General features: G+C 59.5%; 14 protein-coding genes. 8 read left to right on the top strand and 6 right to left on the bottom strand.

The genetic code is table 11. The features are described 5' to 3' along the window. The first annotated feature begins 10 nt into the window (after window positions 1-10). The 4 genes from dapD to ACYVI2_RS27555 are packed head-to-tail and all read left to right on the top strand — an operon-like array spanning window position 11 to window position 4,820. A complete protein-coding gene (gene dapD, locus ACYVI2_RS27570) occupies window positions 11-832 on the top strand; it encodes a 2,3,4,5-tetrahydropyridine-2,6-dicarboxylate N-succinyltransferase (RefSeq protein WP_415819665.1) in 822 nt (273 codons plus the stop codon). Next, complete coding sequence (gene dapE, locus ACYVI2_RS27565; RefSeq protein ID WP_415819664.1) at window positions 832-1,971, top strand: succinyl-diaminopimelate desuccinylase; 1,140 nt, start codon at window positions 832-834, stop codon at window positions 1,969-1,971. Before dapD ends, dapE begins: the two co-directional genes overlap by 1 nt. Before the next feature lie 6 nt (window positions 1,972-1,977). Then, window positions 1,978-2,868: a 50S ribosomal protein L3 N(5)-glutamine methyltransferase gene (gene prmB, locus ACYVI2_RS27560; protein ID WP_415819663.1), complete on the top strand. Its 891-nt coding sequence runs from the start codon at window positions 1,978-1,980 to the stop codon at window positions 2,866-2,868. Continuing rightward, a complete protein-coding gene (locus ACYVI2_RS27555; protein WP_415819662.1) occupies window positions 2,865-4,820 on the top strand; it encodes an ABC-F family ATP-binding cassette domain-containing protein in 1,956 nt (651 codons plus the stop codon). The genes prmB and ACYVI2_RS27555 overlap by 4 nt, the downstream gene beginning before the upstream one ends. 133 nt (window positions 4,821-4,953) lie before the next feature. On the opposite strand, the gene ACYVI2_RS27550 is transcribed toward ACYVI2_RS27555, so the two are convergent. From ACYVI2_RS27550 to ACYVI2_RS27535, 4 genes are all read right to left on the bottom strand, one after another. After that, window positions 4,954-6,930 carry an aconitase family protein gene (locus ACYVI2_RS27550; RefSeq protein WP_415819661.1) on the bottom strand — a complete coding sequence of 659 codons (1,977 nt, stop codon included), beginning with the start codon at window positions 6,928-6,930 and terminating at the stop codon, window positions 4,954-4,956. A gap of 1 nt (window position 6,931) precedes the next feature. Further along, on the bottom strand, window positions 6,932-7,906 hold the full coding sequence (locus ACYVI2_RS27545) for a Bug family tripartite tricarboxylate transporter substrate binding protein (protein WP_415819660.1): 975 nt from the start codon (window positions 7,904-7,906) through the stop codon (window positions 6,932-6,934). A 117-nt stretch (window positions 7,907-8,023) separates the two neighbouring features. Then, window positions 8,024-8,926, bottom strand: coding sequence for a LysR family transcriptional regulator (locus ACYVI2_RS27540; RefSeq protein WP_415819659.1), 903 nt, complete (start codon window positions 8,924-8,926; stop codon window positions 8,024-8,026). A 73-nt stretch (window positions 8,927-8,999) separates the two neighbouring features. After that, window positions 9,000-12,494: an indolepyruvate ferredoxin oxidoreductase family protein gene (locus ACYVI2_RS27535; RefSeq protein ID WP_415819658.1), complete on the bottom strand. Its 3,495-nt coding sequence runs from the start codon at window positions 12,492-12,494 to the stop codon at window positions 9,000-9,002. Window positions 12,495-12,608: 114 nt separating this feature from the next. Here ACYVI2_RS27535 and ACYVI2_RS27530 point away from each other — a divergent pair, with 114 nt between their 5' ends. Further along, window positions 12,609-13,514: a LysR family transcriptional regulator gene (locus tag ACYVI2_RS27530; RefSeq protein WP_460490382.1), complete on the top strand. Its 906-nt coding sequence runs from the start codon at window positions 12,609-12,611 to the stop codon at window positions 13,512-13,514. Window positions 13,515-13,644: 130 nt separating this feature from the next. On the opposite strand, the gene ACYVI2_RS27525 is transcribed toward ACYVI2_RS27530, so the two are convergent. Both ACYVI2_RS27525 and ACYVI2_RS27520 read right to left on the bottom strand, forming a co-directional pair. After that, complete coding sequence (locus tag ACYVI2_RS27525; protein ID WP_415819657.1) at window positions 13,645-14,502, bottom strand: fumarylacetoacetate hydrolase family protein; 858 nt, start codon at window positions 14,500-14,502, stop codon at window positions 13,645-13,647. A gap of 34 nt (window positions 14,503-14,536) precedes the next feature. Then, entirely contained in the window at window positions 14,537-15,283 is a 747-nt protein-coding gene (locus ACYVI2_RS27520) for an SDR family oxidoreductase (protein ID WP_415819699.1), read from the bottom strand. Window positions 15,284-15,546: 263 nt separating this feature from the next. On the opposite strand from ACYVI2_RS27520, the gene ACYVI2_RS27515 reads away from it, so the two are divergent. The 3 genes from ACYVI2_RS27515 (at window position 15,547) to ACYVI2_RS27505 (ending at window position 19,671) form a co-directional block, all read left to right on the top strand. After that, window positions 15,547-16,392, top strand: coding sequence for an IclR family transcriptional regulator (locus ACYVI2_RS27515; protein WP_415819656.1), 846 nt, complete (start codon window positions 15,547-15,549; stop codon window positions 16,390-16,392). Between the two features lie 198 nt (window positions 16,393-16,590). Next, the gene (locus tag ACYVI2_RS27510) at window positions 16,591-17,553 is read left to right on the top strand and encodes a TAXI family TRAP transporter solute-binding subunit (protein WP_415819655.1); all 963 of its coding nucleotides are present in this window, start codon (window positions 16,591-16,593) and stop codon (window positions 17,551-17,553) included. A gap of 90 nt (window positions 17,554-17,643) precedes the next feature. Continuing rightward, complete coding sequence (locus ACYVI2_RS27505) at window positions 17,644-19,671, top strand: TRAP transporter permease (protein WP_415819654.1); 2,028 nt, start codon at window positions 17,644-17,646, stop codon at window positions 19,669-19,671. The last annotated feature ends 24 nt before the right edge of the window (window positions 19,672-19,695 follow it).

Genomic DNA, 19,695 nt, shown 5'->3' with positions numbered 1-19,695 from the left:
ATAAAGCGTCATGACTCTCGACCTGCAAACCACTATCGAACAAGCCTGGGAAGCCCGGGCCAACCTGTCGCCCTCCGACGCAAGCGCCGAAGTGCGTGATGCGGTCGAGCACACCATCGCCGCCCTGGATCAGGGCCGCCTGCGCGTGGCCGACAAATCGACCGGCGAATGGATCGTGCATCAGTGGATCAAAAAGGCCGTGCTGCTGTCGTTTCGCCTGCACGACAACGCCGTCATGGGCCAAGCTCCGTTGACGTTCTACGACAAAGTGCCGACGAAATTCGCGGACTTCGGCAATACCGCCTTTCAGGCAGGCGGCTATCGCGTCGTGCCGCCGGCAGTGGCCCGCCGTGGCGCCTTTATCGGCAAGAACGTGGTGTTGATGCCGTCGTACGTAAACATCGGCGCCTACGTTGACGAAGGCACGATGGTCGATACGTGGGCTACGGTCGGCTCGTGCGCGCAGATCGGCAAAAACGTGCACCTGTCGGGCGGCGTCGGCATCGGCGGCGTACTGGAACCCCTGCAAGCCAATCCCACCATCATCGAAGACAACTGCTTTATCGGCGCCCGTTCCGAAGTCGTCGAAGGTGTCGTGGTCGAAGAAAACTCGGTGCTGGCCATGGGCGTGTTCCTGTCGCAAAGCACCAAGATCTACGACCGCGCCACGGGCAAGGTCACCTATGGCCGCGTGCCCTCGGGTTCGGTGGTCGTGCCCGGCTCGCTGCCCTCGGAAGACGGCTCGCACAGCCTGGCTTGCGCTGTCATCGTCAAGCGTGTCGATGCGCAAACGCGCGCCAAGACCAGCATTAACGATCTGCTGAGAGCCTAATGCATCAATCCGCCGTACTGGATCTGGTCAAAGACCTGATCGCCCGCCCCTCGGTCACGCCTGTTGACGAGGATTGCCAAAGCCTGTTGGCCGAGCGCCTGTCGCGCGTCGGCTTTCATTGCGAAACCATCGCGCAAGGCGGCGTGACGAATCTCTGGGCCCGTCGCGGCACCGAAGGTCCGCTCACCGTCTTTGCCGGACACACGGATGTGGTACCGCCCGGTCCGCGCGAAAAATGGAATAGCGATCCCTTTGTGCCGACCGAGCGTGACGGGTTTCTGTACGGCCGCGGTGCCGCCGACATGAAAAGCTCGATCGCTGCCTTTGTGGTGGCGGTCGAGGAATTCGTGGCGGCCCATCCGCAGCATTCCGGCTCGATTGCTTTTCTGATCACTTCGGACGAAGAAGGCCCTGCCATCGATGGCACGGTGATCGTCTGCGAAGCCTTGAAAGCACGGGGCGAGCAGCTCGACTACTGCATCGTGGGCGAGCCCACCTCGACCGATGCGATCGGCGATGTCTGCAAGAACGGCCGCCGTGGCTCGCTGTCGGGCACGTTGACGGTCAAAGGCATCCAAGGCCATGTAGCCTATCCGCATCTGGCTCGTAATCCGGTCCATCAACTGGCGCCGGCACTGGCCGAGATCGTGAATATCGAGTGGGATCAGGGCAATGAATATTTCCCACCTACGACGTTCCAGGTGTCGAATCTGAATGCCGGCACGGGTGCGACCAATGTGGTGCCTGGTGAGGCAGTGGCGCAATTCAATTTCCGTTTTTCCACGGCCAGCACGCCGGACTCGCTCAAGGCACGCGTGCACGAGGTGCTGGATCGGCATGGTTTGGAATACGAGTTGCAGTGGAATCTGGGCGGCGAGCCGTTCCTGACGCCACGCGGCTCGCTGACCGACGCGCTGTCTGCGGCCATCGAAGCCGAAACCGGCCGTCGGACCGAACTGTCAACGACTGGCGGAACCTCGGATGGACGCTTCATCGCCAAGATCTGTCCTCAGGTCATTGAGTTTGGTCCCTGCAATGCCACGATCCACAAGGTCAACGAGTGCATCGCACTCGATAGCCTGGATCCCTTGAAGAATATTTACCGGCGCACGTTGGAAAACCTGCTGCTGGCTCACTGAGGCGCTATGTCGTCATCTGATCGCCAAGAATTGCAGACCCTGCGTGACTTGATCCGCTATGGCGTGTCGCGCTTTAACGAAGCGCAAGTCGCGCTGGGCCATGGTTCCGATAACGCGTGGGACGAGGCCGTCTATCTGGTGTTGCACGGACTGCATTTGCCGCCCGACACGCTGGATCCGTTTCTGGATGCCCGTGTCACCAGCGACGAGCGTGCGAAAGTACTGCAATTGATTGATCGGCGCGTGACTGAACGCCTGCCTGCCGCCTACCTGACTCAGGAGGCCTGGCTGCGCGGCCATCGTTTTTATGTCGACCAACGCGTCATCGTGCCCCGCTCACCCATTGCAGAATTGCTGGATCAGGGGTTGTCGCCCTGGTTGCGAGATCCGTTTGAGGTCACGCGTGCATTGGATATGTGTACCGGCTCCGGGTGTCTGGCAATTCTGACGGCTCTGGCCTTTCCGAATGCCGACGTGGACGCTGTCGATGTCTCAACGGACGCGTTGGAAGTGGCCCGCCGTAACGTGGATGAATATGGCTTGCAGGATCGTTTGACACTGCATCACAGCAATCTGTTTGATGCGCTGCCCCACGCGGCCTACGACGTCATCGTCTGCAATCCGCCTTATGTGAATAGCCAATCGATGGATGAACTGCCTCACGAGTATCGGCATGAACCATCACTCGCGTTGGCAGGTGGCACGGATGGCATGGACTTGGTGCGCCGCATTTTGCAGGCCGCACCGAAATACCTGTCGCCCGAGGGTGTGCTGGTATTGGAAATCGGCTACGAGCGCGATCATTTCGAAGCCGCGTTCCCCGAGCTTGAACCCGTTTGGCTGGATACCGAAGAGGCGTCGGACCAGATCTTGCTACTGACCCGCGAGCAGTTGTGATACGAGCATCAGGATTGACGCTGCGACGCGGTACCAAGGTACTGCTCGATGGCGCGGAATTTGTAGTGAACCCCGGCGAGCGGGTGGGTTTTGTCGGCAAGAACGGGGCGGGAAAGTCCTCGTTGTTTGCTTTATTGACCGGTACTCTGGATCAGGATGCGGGCACGCTGGACGTGCCCGCAGGCTGGCGCATCGCCAGCGTGCAGCAGGAAATCGCCGCCGATGACCGCCCTGCCCGCGAATTCGTAATCGATGGCGACACGCATCTGCGTGCGCTGCAGGCCGAGCGCGCAGCGGTGCATGATGATCACGGCACCCGCATTGCCGAACTCGAGGCAGCACTGGCCGAGGCTGGCGTGTGGAGCGCGAATTCCCGTGCAGAACAGTTGCTGGCAGGCCTGGGGTTTGCGCCGGATGAATGGATGAAACCGGTCGCCAGTTTTTCGGGTGGCTGGCGTATGCGCCTGGCCTTGGCCCGGGCGCTGATGGCCCCATCGGAATTACTGCTGCTGGACGAGCCGACCAACCACCTGGATCTGGACGCCATGTTGTGGCTGGAAAAGTGGCTGGCGGCGTATCCCGGCACGGTGCTGTTGATCTCGCACGATACCGAGTTCCTGGATGCCGTGGCGCGGATCATTTTGCATTTTGATCATGGCAAGCTGGTGCGCTATCGCGGCGGCTATCAGGATTTCCTGACGCAACGCGCCGAGCGTCTGCGCCTGGTCAGCATCGCGCATGAACGCCAGTCTCGCGAAGCAGCACGGCTGCAGAGTTTTATTGATCGCTTCAAGGCTAAAGCGTCCAAGGCTAAACAAGCGCAAAGCCGGGTCAAGGCTCTGGCGCGCATGGAAACGCTGGCGCCGCTGCATGCCGAGGCCGGCATCGACATACGTATTCCTTCGCCTGAACATACGCCGGATCCATTATTGGTGTTGGAAAAGGTCGCGGCGGGCTATACGAGCACGGATGGGCAGCAAGTTTCCATTCTGAAAGATGTCACGCTGATGGTACGCGCAGGCGCTCGTGTCGGCGTACTGGGCGCAAACGGCGCGGGCAAAAGTACGCTGATCAAGACCTTGGCCGAGGAAATTCCGGTACAAGCCGGAGAGCGTCGCGCCTCCAAAGGTCTGGCAATTGGCTATTTCCACCAGCATCAATTGGATATGCTGGACCTGGACGGCACGCCGCTGGAGCATCTGGCCAGATTGGCGCCTGACGCACGCGAACAGGAACTGCGCAATTATCTGGGGGGCTTTGGTTTTTCCGGCGACACCGTCAATGGCAAGGTCGGCCCCATGTCGGGCGGCGAAAAAGCACGCCTGGCGCTCTCGTTGATCGTATGGCAAAAGCCCAATCTGCTGCTGCTGGACGAACCCAGCAACCACTTGGATGTGGAAACACGCGAAGCGCTGGCCGCAGCATTGGCCGAGTTTTCGGGCAGCATGCTATTGGTCTCGCACGATCGTCATTTGTTGCGCACGACCGTAGATAGTTTCTGGATCGTTGCCGATGGGCAGATGCGCGAGTTCGATGGTGATCTGGAGGATTATCGGGACTGGTTGAACGCACGTCAGGCCGAATCACGCGCGGAAACTCGGGCGCAAGCGCGCGGGGAGGCCGCATCGAGCGGCGCAGACAATGCAAATGTAGACCGTAAAACCCAGCGCCGCCTGGAAGCCGAACAACGCCAGAGACTGGCCGCGTTACGCAAACCCCTGCAGGGCAAGCTGACGAAAGTGGAAAGCGAGATGGACAAGCTGCGGGCACGGTTGCAGGTGTTGGATGCACTGATTGCCGATGCAGACCTGTATTCCGACGCGCGCCGTACCGAGCGCCAACAGGTGATGGCCGAGCACGGCGAGCTGGGCAAACGGATGGACACTCTCGAAGAACAATGGCTGGAGATCCAGACGGAGCTCGAAGAGATTGAGCAGGGAACGAGCGACTAGGCAGGCTCAACCTGTCCGAGACCGCATCGACCTAGGACCATATCATGCTCGTGTCGATAGCCAACTGCGGTGAGGGCGTCTAGATTGACGCACTCGATCTGATGGATTTTTCATCAATCGCAGTTGCTGCAGCTCAAGCCGCCTGGTAACGTGCCTTGATCTCGTCAAAGGATACCAATTCCCCAGCCAACGCACTGGCGATCACCGTCGGCGGGCTAGCCAGCCATACGCTGCCGGGTCCCGAGCGGCCCGGAAAGTTGCGATTGATCGCACTGACGGTGATTTGGTTCGCATCGGTGGATGAGCCTGGACCACAGTTGGCACACGCGCCACAGGATGGCTGCAGAATGCGCGCCCCCATGCGGGCAAAAGTCTGGTCATAGCCTTTTGCCTGGCAGTAATCGCGTACGGCCGTCGTCCCGTACTGCAAAAAAAGCGTCACGCCCTCGGCGATACGTACGTTGTTTTCCAAGGCCCACGCCAGCACTTCGTGATAGTGGTCGAAATCCTCGCGTTTTCCGGCCGTGCATGAGCCACCATACGCGATATCCACGTGCGGGCGTTCTCTGAGTTCGGTCAATGGCACGCCATTGCCGGGATCACCGGGCGCGGCAACATAGGGCGATAGCGCCGCACAATCGACGGTGAACGTCGCAGCATACTCGGCGCCCTCGTCGCTATGCATCCACGATTCGAGCTCTGTTTGCACGCCTCGACGCTCACGCAGAAAGGCACAGGTCACCTCATCGGGGGCAACGATTCCAGTCAGACCGCCCAACTCTGCCGTCATATTGGTCAACGTCGCACGTTCATCGATCGACATGGCCCGGACAGCAGGCCCTGTGAACTCGAATACTTTCCCTACCCCTGCCCCGGTCCGGATTTCCGGCAGCGCCAATAGATGCAGTACGACATCCTTTGCCGTCACACCGGCTGGCAAACGGCCGCGCAAGTCGATCTTCAGACTCGCCGGCATCGTCAATCGGATGGTGCCGGTCATAAAAGCGTTGGCCATATCCGTCGTACCGACCCCAAACGCGACGCAACCCAGCGCCCCGCTATGCGGCGTATGCGAATCGGTCCCCACGACTACTTGCCCCGGCGAGGCGTAATGCTCGGCCATCATCGCGTGCGAAATACCGGCAACATTCGTGCCCGGATCCAGGGCGGCCTCGGCATCAGTCAAGGTGCGATGCTGTCGCAAACCATAGTCATGGATGAAGTCACGTTGTGCCTGGCACATGAAGCGCACCTTGGGCACAAAACCCATACGCACGTGATTCGGGCTCTCGTCGACATACGAGGTGTGGTCTTCGAATACGACGATGCTGTCGGTATCGATGAGCGTCAATGGACGGCCGAAACGCGCGTGCAACATATGCGCGGCCATCCCGGTGTAGTACTCGTGGATGAATCGCCAATCCGCACGAACGAAGACGCCTTCGCCGGTCGACAATGCCGTCGACGTCACGGGCGTACTCAACAAGTGGCGTCGAATGATTTTTTCGAACAGGGTTTGTGGCGCCGGATCTATCGAATCCACCCGCGCTGCTGTCCGCAGATGCTGTTGCCCAAAGGCCAGCAATCCACCCTCGCGCACAATCGCTGCCGCCAACTGGTCGCGATCCGCGACGATGTCATCGACAGTAATGCGCTCACCGCGTTGCAGGCGTTCCACCAGACTCATATCGGTGCTGGTGTACAGGCCTATGTTGTCGGCGTTCTGCCGATAGATACGCTCGAAACTCTCGGCAATGACCAGACGTACCCCCGCTGACTTTTCTGCCATGGGGCTGTGTTCGCGGGATGAGCCCTTGCCGTAGCGGTTGCCTCCGACGACGACGTTGACGCCTGACTCCCGAACCGCATTCTCTGCAATGGGGCGCTGGCCCGCGACCTGCAGCCCGGTGTACGGAAACTGTCCCAGGCTCTCGTCAAAGTGCGTGAGGATAGTCACCGGCGTGATCTCGTCGGTGGACACATCGTCGCGCAAAGGGCTCGCCTGACTCAGGGCCACGGCATTCCCCGCGAGCTGCGCGGTAATTAACGCAGGGTCGCGCGACAGAAATAGAAACCGCGCAGGACGATCTAGTACCAGAGTTTCAGACATACTATTCAACAGAGATCCCCGCGGCGGATACCAGCCCTTGGGTCTTACTGATTTCATCGACCAGGACTTTACGAGCCTGCTCTGTCGTGCTGCCTTGTGACACGAATCCGAGGGGTTGCAAGGCTTTCAATACGGCGGGGTCTTTCATCACACGCGCCGTGGCGGATTGCAGTTGACTGACTTGCTCTGGCGCCATGCCCGCGGGGCCGATCAAGGCGATCCAGGCATCATACGAATAATTTTTCACCCCGGATTCGGCCAATGTCGGCACATTTGGCAGTACCTCCAAGCGCTCAGGTGTGCTGACCGCCAAGGCACGGAGCTTGCCCGCTTGAATCTGTGCCAATACCGAGGGCACAGCCAGGAACGCCGTTTGAATCTGGCCGGACATCACATCGGTAATCAAGGCGTTACCGCCGCGATATGGGATGTGGGTCATATCGACGTTCGCGTGTGACTTGAGCAGTTCACCGGCCAGCTGCAAAACGCTGCCCGTGCCCGATGAACCGTAGTTGATCTCTTTGGGATGGGCTCGGGCAGCCGAGAGCAGAGCCCCGATATCGCGATACGGCGAGGTGTCTGATACGACAACGACGAGCGGCGTGGTGCCGATCATCGAGATAGGCGTGATGTCGCGCACGCTGTCGTAAGGCATGTCTTTGTACAAGCTGGGATTGATGGCGTGATTCGACGACACAATCGCCAGGGTATAGCCATCGGGTTTGGCGGACACCAGTTGTCGGGTACCTGGAATACCGGCAGCGCCTGACAGGTTTTCAACGATCAGGGGCTGGGCCAACGCCTTGCCCAGATTTTCCGCTACCACCCGCGCAACGACATCCGCCGTGGAACCAGGCGAGGTCGGTACGATCAGCCGTATCGGGTGATCGGGATAGTTCGCGGCCTGCGCGGCGGGCACGTGAAACAACGTGGTGGCGATGGCGAGCGTACAGGCCGCCAAAGTTCGAGCGATCATCAAGCGAGTCTCCTCATTTGGTGCAAACGGGGTCTATTGCCCTGTGGCTGAGACTATAAGGAGACGATGAGGGGATCCGAAGTGCCGTCTCGGCATGACCGACATCTTGAACCGAGATTACGCGTCCTGCGCCAGGAACCGCAGCAATACCGAGGCGCTGGCCGATAATTGCTCTGGATCGATACAGACGATGCGCATTTCGCGCCGCGCCCAGGGATCGGACAAGGGCTTTACCACCACATCCAACGCGGAGAGATATAGCTCTGCCACCTGCTGCGGCATGATGGCGATGCCCAATCCGGCATGCGCCATCCGGCACAATGCATCCAGGCTGGTGACGCGGATCTTGACTGCCAAAGTCGTGCCCATGGCTTGCGCTCGAGCGGTCAACATCTGCGTCAATGCGCTGTCGGGCCCCAGGCCCACAAAGGGTTCTCCCGCAATATCCTGCAAACTCAGTTGCCGGGCCGCGGCCTTGGGATGCGAGGCTGGCAACATGACGGACAGTCTGTCGCGACGGTACGGCAACGAATGCAGGCCCTCGATATCGGCCGTCTTATTACAGATACCGAAATCGACGTCACGCTCTCGTACGCGCCGCAACACATCGGGACTGTGGCGTTCCTCGAGCTCTATATCGATGTCGGGAAACAGCCGCTGAAAGGCAGCGACGTCCTCAGGCAAAAATTGCACGATGGCCGACAGGTTGGCTGCGATGTGCACATGCCCCTTGGCGCCGGAGTACAACCGCGAGAGGTCCGCCCCCATGGCCTCGACGTCACCGATGAGCTTGCCGGCATGGCGCAGGACCGTCTGCCCTGCCTGTGTAATGGTCACACCGCGCGTATGCCGTTGAATGAGCGGCAGGCCGATGAGGGATTCGAGTTCTGCGATGCGGCGGCTGACCGCCGAGGGCGCGATGAACTCACGCTCAGCCGCTCGCGCGATGCTGTGTTCTTGGCAAACGGCTACGAAGAGCCGCAACGACGTCAGGTCGAGTTTGCGTAGTAAATTTTCCATGCCGTTGCCAGGCGTGCGCCGTCCTCGTCAGAGGAGATGATCGTACTACACAGGCAGCGGCTTTCTCGATGACCTATGCCGCCTTTGCGACGCTTGAACCCTCTCGATATTGCCTCAGCAAGGTCTCGCGCTGCGCAGCGGCCCGCTCTGCGTTGCGCGCCTTGACATGGCCATAGCCGCGGATGCTATCGGGCAGTTCAGCCAACTGGACAGCGGCATCACGATTCAGCGCATCGAGGCTCTGGGCGAACTCATTGACCAGGTCGAAATAATCGCGCACTAATGCTTGTTCCATGCGGCGCTCGGCCGTTTTGCCAAAAAAGTCCAGGCCTGTTCCGCGCAAGCGCTTCATTGGCGCCAACGCACGAAACACCCATTCCACCCAGGGCCCGAAAGCCCGTTTCTTGCCGCCGGAGAGTGCGGGGGGAGCCAAGTGGTAAATCACACGGTAGTCCTTGCCCGGCTCACCCTCGAACTGTTCCCGCAAACGTTGCTTGAATGTGGGATCGGTGTGCAGGCGCGCGACTTCGTATTCGTCTTTGTAGGCCATCAATTTGGCCAGGTTCTTTGCCACTGCGCGCGTCAATATCGCCTCGCCCGGCAAACGGGACTCGCGATCACGAAGCGCGGCTACGGCATTCATATAGCGTTGTGCATAGGCCTCGTCCTGATAGGCACGCAAATGATCGGCCAGACGGCGAATCGTGGTGTCCAGCGACTCGGGCAATACCGCTACCGGCTGGGCGGGACGCAGTGCCGCTACGCCATGATGCGCTGCCTGACGGCCGAGCTCAAAGGCTGCGAGGTTCTTTTCTACCGATACCCCATTGAGTTTGATGGCCTGGTGCAGACTGTCGCGCGATAGCGGGATGCTGCCCTTTTGCCATGCATAGCCCAACAACAGAGGATTTGCATAGATGCCGTCGCCCAGCAAAGCCTCTGCCAGGGGACCCGCCTCGATGAAATCGCATTGCCCCGAGGTGCTGCGGCGCAAAGCGGCCTCGGCCTGGCCACCAGGGAATGTCCACGCGGGCTGAGAAAGCAGCGAGGCCGTCGGTGCAGCCGTGCTGTTGACCACGGCTCGGCCGCCATCTGGGCGTAAACGGGACAAGACCTCGGGCGAGGCCGCGACCAAAGCATCACAACCGATCACCAAATCCGCTTCGCCCAAGGCAACACGCGTGGCCTGCAGGTCCTCGGGTGTTGAGGCCAACTGTACATGACTGAGCACGGCGCCACCCTTTTGGGCGAGCCCGGCCATGTCCAGTACGGTGACGCCCTTGCCTTCGATATGAGCGGCCACGCCCAGCAATGCGCCGATGGTGACCACGCCTGTACCGCCAACGCCAGCCACCACCAGGCGATGCGCATGGCCGGCTTTCAGCGGCACGATGGCAGGCTCGGGGGCCTCGGCCAACGCCGTCGCCGTCTTTACCGGACGGGGCTTGCGCACCGTGGCACCCTCTGCGGTGATAAAGCTCGGGCAGAACCCCTGTACACAGGAAAAATCCTTGTTGCAGGACGACTGGTTGATGCGCCGTTTACTGCCCATCGGCGTCTCCAGGGGCTCGACCGACAGACAGTTGGATTGCACGGAACAATCGCCACAGCCCTCGCATACGGCCTCGTTGATAAAGGCGCGGCGCAGCGGATCAGGATAATCGCCACGCTTGCGGCGGCGGCGTTTCTCAGTAGCGCACGTCTGATCGTAGATCAACACCGTCGTGGCCAAGATGTCGCGCAATTCGCGCTGCACGGCGTCGAGTTCCTGGCGATGGTGGACCGCCACATTGGCGGGCAGTTGCAGCGCGCCATGATATTTACCGGGCTCGTCGCTGACGACCACGACACGGTTGACCCCCTCGGCCAGGACCTGCGCGGCAATCTGAGGCACGGTCAATGTGCCATCCACGGGTTGGCCGCCCGTCATCGCAACGGCATCGTTGTACAGGATCTTGTAGGTGATGGGTGCGTTGGCCGCCACTGCGGCGCGAATGGCCAACAGCCCCGAATGGAAATACGTGCCGTCCCCCAGATTGGCAAAGATATGGCGCTCGCTGGTGAAGTCTTTTTGCCCTAGCCAGGCGACGCCCTCGCCGCCCATCTGGCTGAAGGTATCAGTATTGCGATCCATCCATATCGCCATGTAGTGGCAACCAATGCCGGCCACGGCGCGCGAGCCCTCGGGAACGCGCGTCGAGGTATTGTGCGGGCAGCCCGAGCAGAACCAGGGCTTGCGCTCCTCGACCATGATGGGCTTGGCAGCCTCGCGCTCTTTGGCATCGATGATGGCCAGGCGTGCGGCGATGCGAGCTTTGAGTTCATCGGGCAAGGTTGCCTTGTCCAGGCGCGCAGCAATCGCGCGGGCGATCAATGCGGGGGAAAGCTCGTATTCCGTGGGCAATAGCGGTGTGCCGCGCGGCATGGACCACTCGCCGCCGCCATTGTCGCGCTCATCGAATTTGCCGAATATGCGGGGCCGCACATCATCGCGCCAGTTGTAGAGTTCTTCTTTTAGTGCGTATTCGAGGATCTGGCGTTTTTCTTCGACCACCAGGATTTCTTTCAGGCCTGTCGCAAACGCGCGCGCGCCCTGGGCATCGAGAGGCCAGACACAGCCGACCTTCATCAAGCGAATGCCCGCGATCTGACAGGCCTCGTCGTCCAGCCCCAGGTCGGTCAGCGCCTGACGCACGTCGAGATAGGCCTTGCCCGCAGTCATGATGCCAAAGTGTGCATCCGGCGCGTCCAGCACTACCCGGTTCAGTCCATTGGCGCGCACGTAATCCAACGCGGCATACCATTTGTGATTCAACAAGCGGGCTTCTTGGGCCACCGGGGTATCCGGCCAACGAATGTTCAGGCCGCCGGCTGGTAACTCGGTATCAGGCAACACCACGCGCACACGTGCCGGATCGAGTTCGACCGAAGCGCTGGATTCAACCACGTCCGTGACACATTTCATCGCCACCCACAAACCGGTATAGCGGCTCATCGCCCAACCGTGCAGGCCGTAGTCGAGATATTCCTGCACGTTCGACGGATACAGCACGGGAATGCCTGCAGCGATCAAGACATGTTCGGATTGGTGCGCCACGGTGGACGATTTGGCGGCATGATCATCGCCCGCCAACAGCAGCACGCCTCCATGGGCTGCGGTACCCGCGGAATTGGCGTGCTTGAGCACATCAATAGAGCGATCGACGCCCGGCCCTTTGCCGTACCACATGCCGAATACCCCATCTCGCGTCGCGTTGGGGAATAGATTCAACTGCTGCGTTCCCCAGACGGCCGTCGCGGCCAGGTCTTCGTTCAGGCCAGGCTGGAACACGATGTCGTTCGACTGTAAATGGCCTTTGGCCTTCCAGAGCGCCAGGTCCAGTCCACCCAATGGCGAACCACGGTATCCAGAGATATAACCTGCCGTGTTCAATCCCATCGCCTGGTCGCGAGCCCGTTGCAGCATGGGCAGCCGTACCAGGGCCTGGGTGCCGCTCAGATAGATGCGGCCGCTTTCTTGCGTGTATTTATCGTCCAGCGTGACATGGGTGGGCAATGGGGCGTTCACTGTGTCTCCTGATGCCTATTGATTGGCTTGATAGGAGTGTAGAAAGCCCGCTGGTTATCGTATATTCATATATTCAGTTAGCTGGTATATATAAAATTAATACCCGGAGACCGCATGACTAAAGACGTCACCGTACGGCAATTGCGCTATTTCACCGCGGCGGCCCGCACGGGCCGCCTGTCGATGGCGGCGACTGACGAACATGTGTCGCAGTCGGCCGTGACCAACGCCATTCTGGCGCTGGAGGCTCAATTGGGTATTCGGCTGTTTGATCGTCATCCTCACGGCGTCACGCTGACACCCGAGGGTCATCATTTTCATCAGCGCGCGCGGGAAATCCTGGACGCCCTGGATGATGCCCTGCGTGAGCCTGGATTCCAGCGTTATACCCTGCGCGGCTCGGTACGCATCGCCGCGTCCTATACGGTGCTGGGCTATTTTCTGCCCGAGTTGCTGGCGCGCTTTCGCCGCCGCTATCCGGATATTGTGCTGGACCTCGTAGACATGGACCGGCCCGAGATCGAGACTGCCATTGCCAGCGGCGATGTGGAGCTCGGCGTGACACTGCTGTCGAATTCGGATACGCGCAACACGCTGAGCAAACATGTATTGGTCAAATCGCGCCGGCAATTGTGGGTGCCGGCAGGCCATCCGTTATTGGAACAAGCCGCACCGTCGCTGGCCGATGTGTCCAAGCTACCGTATATTTTGCTCGAGATGGATGAGGGCGAACGCTCTACGCTTGGGTATTGGCGGGCCCATGGCCTGCAGCCCGATATCGCGTTTCGCACGCGATCCATGGAGGCATTGCGAGGCTTGGTGGCGCATGGATTTGGCGTCACGATTTTGTCGGATATGGTTTATCGGCCCTGGTCGCTAGAGGGCAAGAAGATCGAAGCGATTCCGTTGACCGATGCGGTGCCGCCAATGGATGCCGGGCTGCTCTGGCATCCTCGCGCGGCCATGGCCCGGCCGGCCAGCGCGTTTCGGGATTTCATGATTCATGCGGCGGGCAGTTGACCGGCGTGCGCACGCATCAATGAAATCAACAACCATCCTGGAAAACGCCAGGGCACGAAGCAACGCGAGCGGCATTGCTTCGTGCCGTACAGCTTTCACCACAGACACATGCCTGCGGTGAAAACATCCATCAATCCAGCAACTCGGCGTTCCACGCATGGACGCGTTGCGTTTGCTCGCCCAGCCCTTCGATTCCCAGCCGGACCACGTCGCCGTCCTTGAGATACACCGGCGGCTTTTGACCCAGGCCGACACCAGGCGGCGTTCCGGTCGAAATCAGATCACCGGGGTACAAGGTGATGAATTGGCTGACGTAGTGAATGAGATACGCCACGTCGAAAATCATGGTCTTGGTGCTGCCGTTCTGGAAGCGCTTGCCATTGACCTCGAGCCACATGGCCAGGTTTTGCGGATCGGCAATCTCATCGGACGTCACGAGCCACGGACCGATCGGGCCGAACGTATCGCAGCCTTTGCCCTTGTCCCAGGTACCGCCACGCTCGATCTGATATTCACGCTCGGACACGTCGTTGATCACGCAGTAGCCGGCCACGTGTTTGAGCGCATCCTCTAGCGTGACGTACCGCGCCTTGGTGCCGATCACCACGCCCAACTCGACTTCCCAGTCCGTTTTCACGGAACCTTTGGGCAGCACGATGGGATCGTTGGCGCCCGACGCTCGCGACCATTTGTTGAACAGGATGGGCTCGGCCGGCGGCTCGGCGCCAGTCTCGGCGGCGTGATCGCTGTAGTTCAAGCCTATGCAGACAAACTTGCCGGGATCGGCATAGGGCGTCCCGATGCGACCGGGCTGAGCCACAACGGGCAGATTGGCCGGATCGACCTTGCGCAACGTGTCCAGCGCCTGGGGGGACAAGGTCTGGGCCGTGATATCCAGCAGCACGCCCGACAGATCACGGACGGCGCCCTGAGCATCCAACAGACCGGGCTTTTCCTGGCCCACAGGGCCGTATCGCAACAGTTTCAACACAAACTCCTTATCAAGATGCAGGACTATCTACTCAGTTCGACCAGCCGCCGTCAATGATCTGCGTCGTGCCGGTCGTGAAGCTGGACTCGTCTGACGCAAGATACAACGCCAAGGCGGCAATCTCTTGCGGCTTGCCTACTCGCCCAATGGGTTGGCGGGACACGAAATCTGCCCGCACCTGTTCTACGGATTTTCCATATTTGTCCGCCTGCCCGGCAATGCGCTCTTGCAAGGACGGGGACTCGACCGTACCGGGACAAATACTATTGCAGCGGATACCCTGCCCGACAAAATCCGCGGCGATGGATTTGGTCAGGCCGACCACAGCGGCCTTGCTCGCGCCGTATGCGAATCGATTGGGCACCCCTTTGACGCTGGATGCGGCTGAGGCCATGTTGATGATAGAGCCACGGCCCTGGCGCAGCATACCCGGTAAAAATGCACGGATCGTCTCGTACATGGCAGTGACGTTTAACGTAAAAGAAAAATCCCAAGCCTGGCGATCGCAACTCAGAATGTTGCCGTCATGCACATAGCCCGCGCAATTGAACAGCACGTCGATATCGCCCAACTCGGCCGCCAACGCGCTAATCGCCTGGGAATCCATCACATCCAGCTGCCGTGTTTCGCAACCGCGGAGATCACTTAACAACGCTGGCTTGATATCGGTGGCGATGACGCGTGCCCCCTCAGCAATGAACAACTCCGCCGTCGCGCGGCCGATACCCCGCCCCGCAGCCGTCACCAAAGCAATTTTTCCTGCCAAACGATCAGCCATCATGTCTCCGGTCTATTGATTGAATAGATTTTATTTTTATATATGAAAAATGCTTTCTATCATATATTGCGTGTTATCACGTTATTACTATAGTATTTTTTTGTTTTCCTTGGGAGAAAAACGCATGTCCTCCATCAAAATTTCCCTCTATTATTTTTACATATAAGATATATTTTTAAATATAAAATATCGTTCCAGACTCACATCCGCACATCGATAAAGCAGTGCCGTTTTCCGCTCCCCTGCCACTTCGTTCCCCACAGATGAATACCTCCATCCCTTCCGCAGAGACCTTGCCGACGCACCACGCCGCAGATGAAGCGCTGGCCGAAAAGGCCGCACGCTACAGCGCGCCCGCGCTGGAAAAAGGCCTGGACATCCTGGAAGCGCTCAGCGCCAGTGCGCAGGGCTATACGTTGAATCAGCTCAGCCAGGTCCTCGGACGCAACGTCAACGAGATTTTCCGCATGGTCGTGACACTGCAGCATCGCGGCTATATCCAGGCCGACGAAAACGACCGCTACACGCTGACGCTGAAAATGTTCACCCTGGCAAACCGCCAACCGCCACTCAAATCGCTCGTGAGTGCGGCATTGCCGTTGCTGCAAGAGTTGGCCGAGCGCACACGTCAATCCGCCCATCTGGCCATCTATCAAAACGGCCGCGTCGTCGTCGTGGCGCAGGCCGACAGCCCGGAACGCTGGTCGTTCGGCCTGAAGGTCGGTGTCGTGATGGGGCTGACCGATACGTCCTCCGGCCACGTCCTGTTGGCCCATCAAGACGAGGTGACGCGCACGCGCATGCTGAGCAGCCACATCCATGTTGAAGGCGAGCTCGACATGGATCCGGGGCAATTGTTCTCATTGCTGGAGACGGTGCGCCAGACGGGCTACGCCATGATGCCCAGCATCCAGATCCAAGGCGTGACGAATATCGCTCATCCTGTGTGGGGCCAAGGGCAACGCGTGGTCGCCGCCATCAATATCCCGCATATTGCCCGCATCGACGGTACGCCTACACCGAATACCGAGCAGATCAAACAGATGCTGGCTGAGATTTGCACGCGCCTGTCTCAGCGGATCAGCGACGCGTCGGCTCCTCAGTCCTGAAGCAGGCTGCAAAAATGCGGCGCTCGGGGATATCTCCGCGTTGTTGTGACACCCTTCGGCGAGAAAGTCCCGATTGACGCTTCGCTTGCACGCGAGTTAAACAGGGGCAGGACTCGCCCGAGTCCACACAAGCAAAAAGCGCAAACAGGCAGGCATTCCTCTCGCGACGATGCCTGACCCAGCGCACGAGGAGACCACATGAAGCTTTCAGTAAAGAGGTTTGCATGTATCCTGGGTTTCTCGTTGCTGGCCGTGCAGACGGCCGGGGCCGAGAACCTCTCCATTGCAACAGGCGGCACGGGCGGGGTTTATTACCCGATCGGCGGCGGCATGGCGTCCATCCTGTCCAAGAAGGTCCCAGGCCTGGAGGCGACGGCAGAAGTCACCGGCGGATCGGTGGACAATCTCAAATTGGTGGGCTCAGACGACAGCTATATCGGCATGACCATGTCCGATGCCGCACTGGACGCCTACCAGGGCAAAGACAAATTCAAGGGCAATAAACAAGCACTGCGCACACTGATGATCATGTACCCCAACAGCATGCACGTCGTCACGCTGCAGGGTAAGAACATAGAAAAATTCGCGGATCTGAAAGGCAAGCGCATATCGACGGGATCGCCCGGCAGCGCAACCGAAGTGATGGCGTTTCGCGAGCTGGAGGCCGCTGGACTGGATCGCGACAAAGATGTCCAACGCGAACGCCTGAGCGTGGCCGAATCGGTCAATGCCTTGAAAGACAACAAGATCGACGCGTTCTTCTGGGTGGGCGGCCTGCCCACTGCAGCAGTGACAGACCTGGCCAACACGCCGGGGACAACGTTGCTGATGATAGACAACGCCGATCTGGTGCCGGCCATGAACGAGAAGTACGGCAAACTCTACGTGCAATCGGTCATCGGCAAAGACGTCTACCGCGGCATGAAGACCGACAACAAGAATGCCAACGTGATGAACCTGCTGGTGGCTAACGAGGAGATGGACGACAAAACAGCCTATAACATCGTCAAGACCATCTTCGAAAGCCGTGACGATCTGATCGCCGTACACAAGATCACGGCGGATTTTGCGCTCGACAAGCAAAAATCGGCCGCCAGTCCTATTCCCTTTCACCCCGGGGCGGCCAAGTATTTCCAGGAACGCGGCGCCTCGCTCGATTAAGCAGGCTCCGCCTCATGCCGGTCCCGCCTGCGGCGGGACCGGCGTCGGCACACCATTGCCGCAACCGCATCCTGGAAGAGAGACCCCGGCATGACCGAATCCAACGAACAGAATTCCGCACATGTCAGTGACGAAGCCTTGCGCAAGGCCGAGCAATACATCGAGGAAGAAGAAGGCGCGATCAATCATATCGGCGGCACGCTGGGTGTGTTTCTGGCGGTGCTGGCGGTATTGATGTCGCTTTTCCATCTATATGCCGCCTACGCGATCGTGCCCACTCAGGCGCTGCGCCCCTTGCACGTGAGCATGGTGCTGGCGCTGTGTTTTCTGATGTTCCCCATCGCCAAACGTTATCGGCATCGCATCATGTGGTGGGATTGGCTGATGTCGGCATTGGCGGTGGCCACCGTGGTCTATCTGCTGCTGGGAGGCGACGAATTCACCGACCGCAATACCTTTCCCAATGCCTGGGACATCGCATTCGGCTCGGCCTTGATTCTGTTAGTCATGGAGGCAATGCGCCGTACCATAGGCTGGATTCTGCCCGTCATATCCAGCTGCTTTCTGCTGTACGCCTTTCTGGGCAACTATCTGCCTCATCCCTGGACGCATCGAGGCTATGACCTGGGCCGTCTGGTGGGCTTCATGTATATGACGCTCGAGGGTATCTACGGGGTGGCTGTCGATGTGTCTTCGTCGTTGATCATTCTGTTCACGATTTTCGGCGCGTTTCTGCAGTTTTCGGGTGCCGGCAAGTTCTATATCGATTTCTCTTTTTCGGCGATGGGCGGCAAACCCGCGGGAGCAGGACGCACCGTGGTGCTGGCCTCTTTTCTGCTGGGTGGACCATCAGGCTCGGGCGTAGCCACGACCGTGACCCTGGGTACCGTAGCGTGGCCGATGCTGGCTAAAGTCGGCTATGCGCGCAACGCGGCAGGAGGTCTGTTATCAGCTGGAGGTCTGGGGGCGATCATCTCACCGCCGGTGATGGGGGCTGCGGCTTTTATCATCGCCGAGTTCCTGCACATCTCGTATCTGGACGTGCTGCTGATGGCAGTCATCCCGACGCTGCTTTTTTATCTGGCGCTGTTCTTCATGGTCGAGATCGACGTGCACAAGTACGGAATGCGCAACGTCGATATCAAGCGCGTAGACACAGTCTGGAACCTGACGCGACGCTATTGGTACCACTTTCTGTCGCTGGTTTCCATCATCGCTTTCATGCTGCTGGGTTTCTCGCCGGTACTGTCCGTGTTCTGGGCCACGGTGGTGTCTTTCTTGACGAGCTTTCTGCGTCCGGAAACGGCGATGATCTCTCGCGATCTGTTCCGCGGCAAGGGGCGTATAGCCGAGCATTTGTTCAACTCACCGCTGATACAGGCGTTGAAAGCGGGCTCGCTCGGCATGTTGAGCGTGGGCGCGACCTGCGCCGGCGCAGGCATCATCGTCGGCGTCGTCACGCTGACCGGGCTCGGGCTGAAATTCAGCGGCATTGTGATCGACTACGCAGCCGGGTCGCTGCTGTTGACGGCGATTTATACCGCGCTGGTCGTCTGGATCATCGGCTTGGCCGTGCCCGTGACCGCTTCCTACATCATCTGCGCCGTCATCACGGCGCCTGCATTGATCAAGCTGGGCGTGCCGGATTTCGCCGCGCATATGTTCATTTTTTACTACGCCGTATTATCGGAGGTTTCACCGCCCACGGCCCTCTCGCCATTCGCCGCTTCGGCGATCACCGGCGGAGATCCCTACAAGACCACCATGCAGTGTTGGAAATACACCATCCCGGCATTTTTGGTGCCCTTTATTTTTGTGCTGGATCCGGGTGGCCAGGGATTGCTGCTGATGGGTTCGACCAAAGCGCTGGCGGGGGCTGACTGGTGGAGCATCGCCGCCGCCACGTTCACCGCAGCAAGCGGCATTTTCGCGTTGGCGATTGGCTTTCAAGGATGGCTGCTGGATCGAGTCAACGCGGTCGAGCGCACGATGTTGATCGTCGCTGGTTTCGCGTTGGTCTATCCCGATCCGGTATCGACCACGATAGGCTTTTCGTTGGTGGTAATTGCGTTGGGACTATATGCATGGCGCCGACGCATGGCGGTGCGGATGAGTTGATCGCCCACTGGCAAAACAGGCCGA

Source organism: Bordetella tumbae (assembly GCF_054780995.1).
Note: the sequence above shows the minus strand (reverse complement) of the source record. Positions and strands in the feature narration are given on the sequence as shown.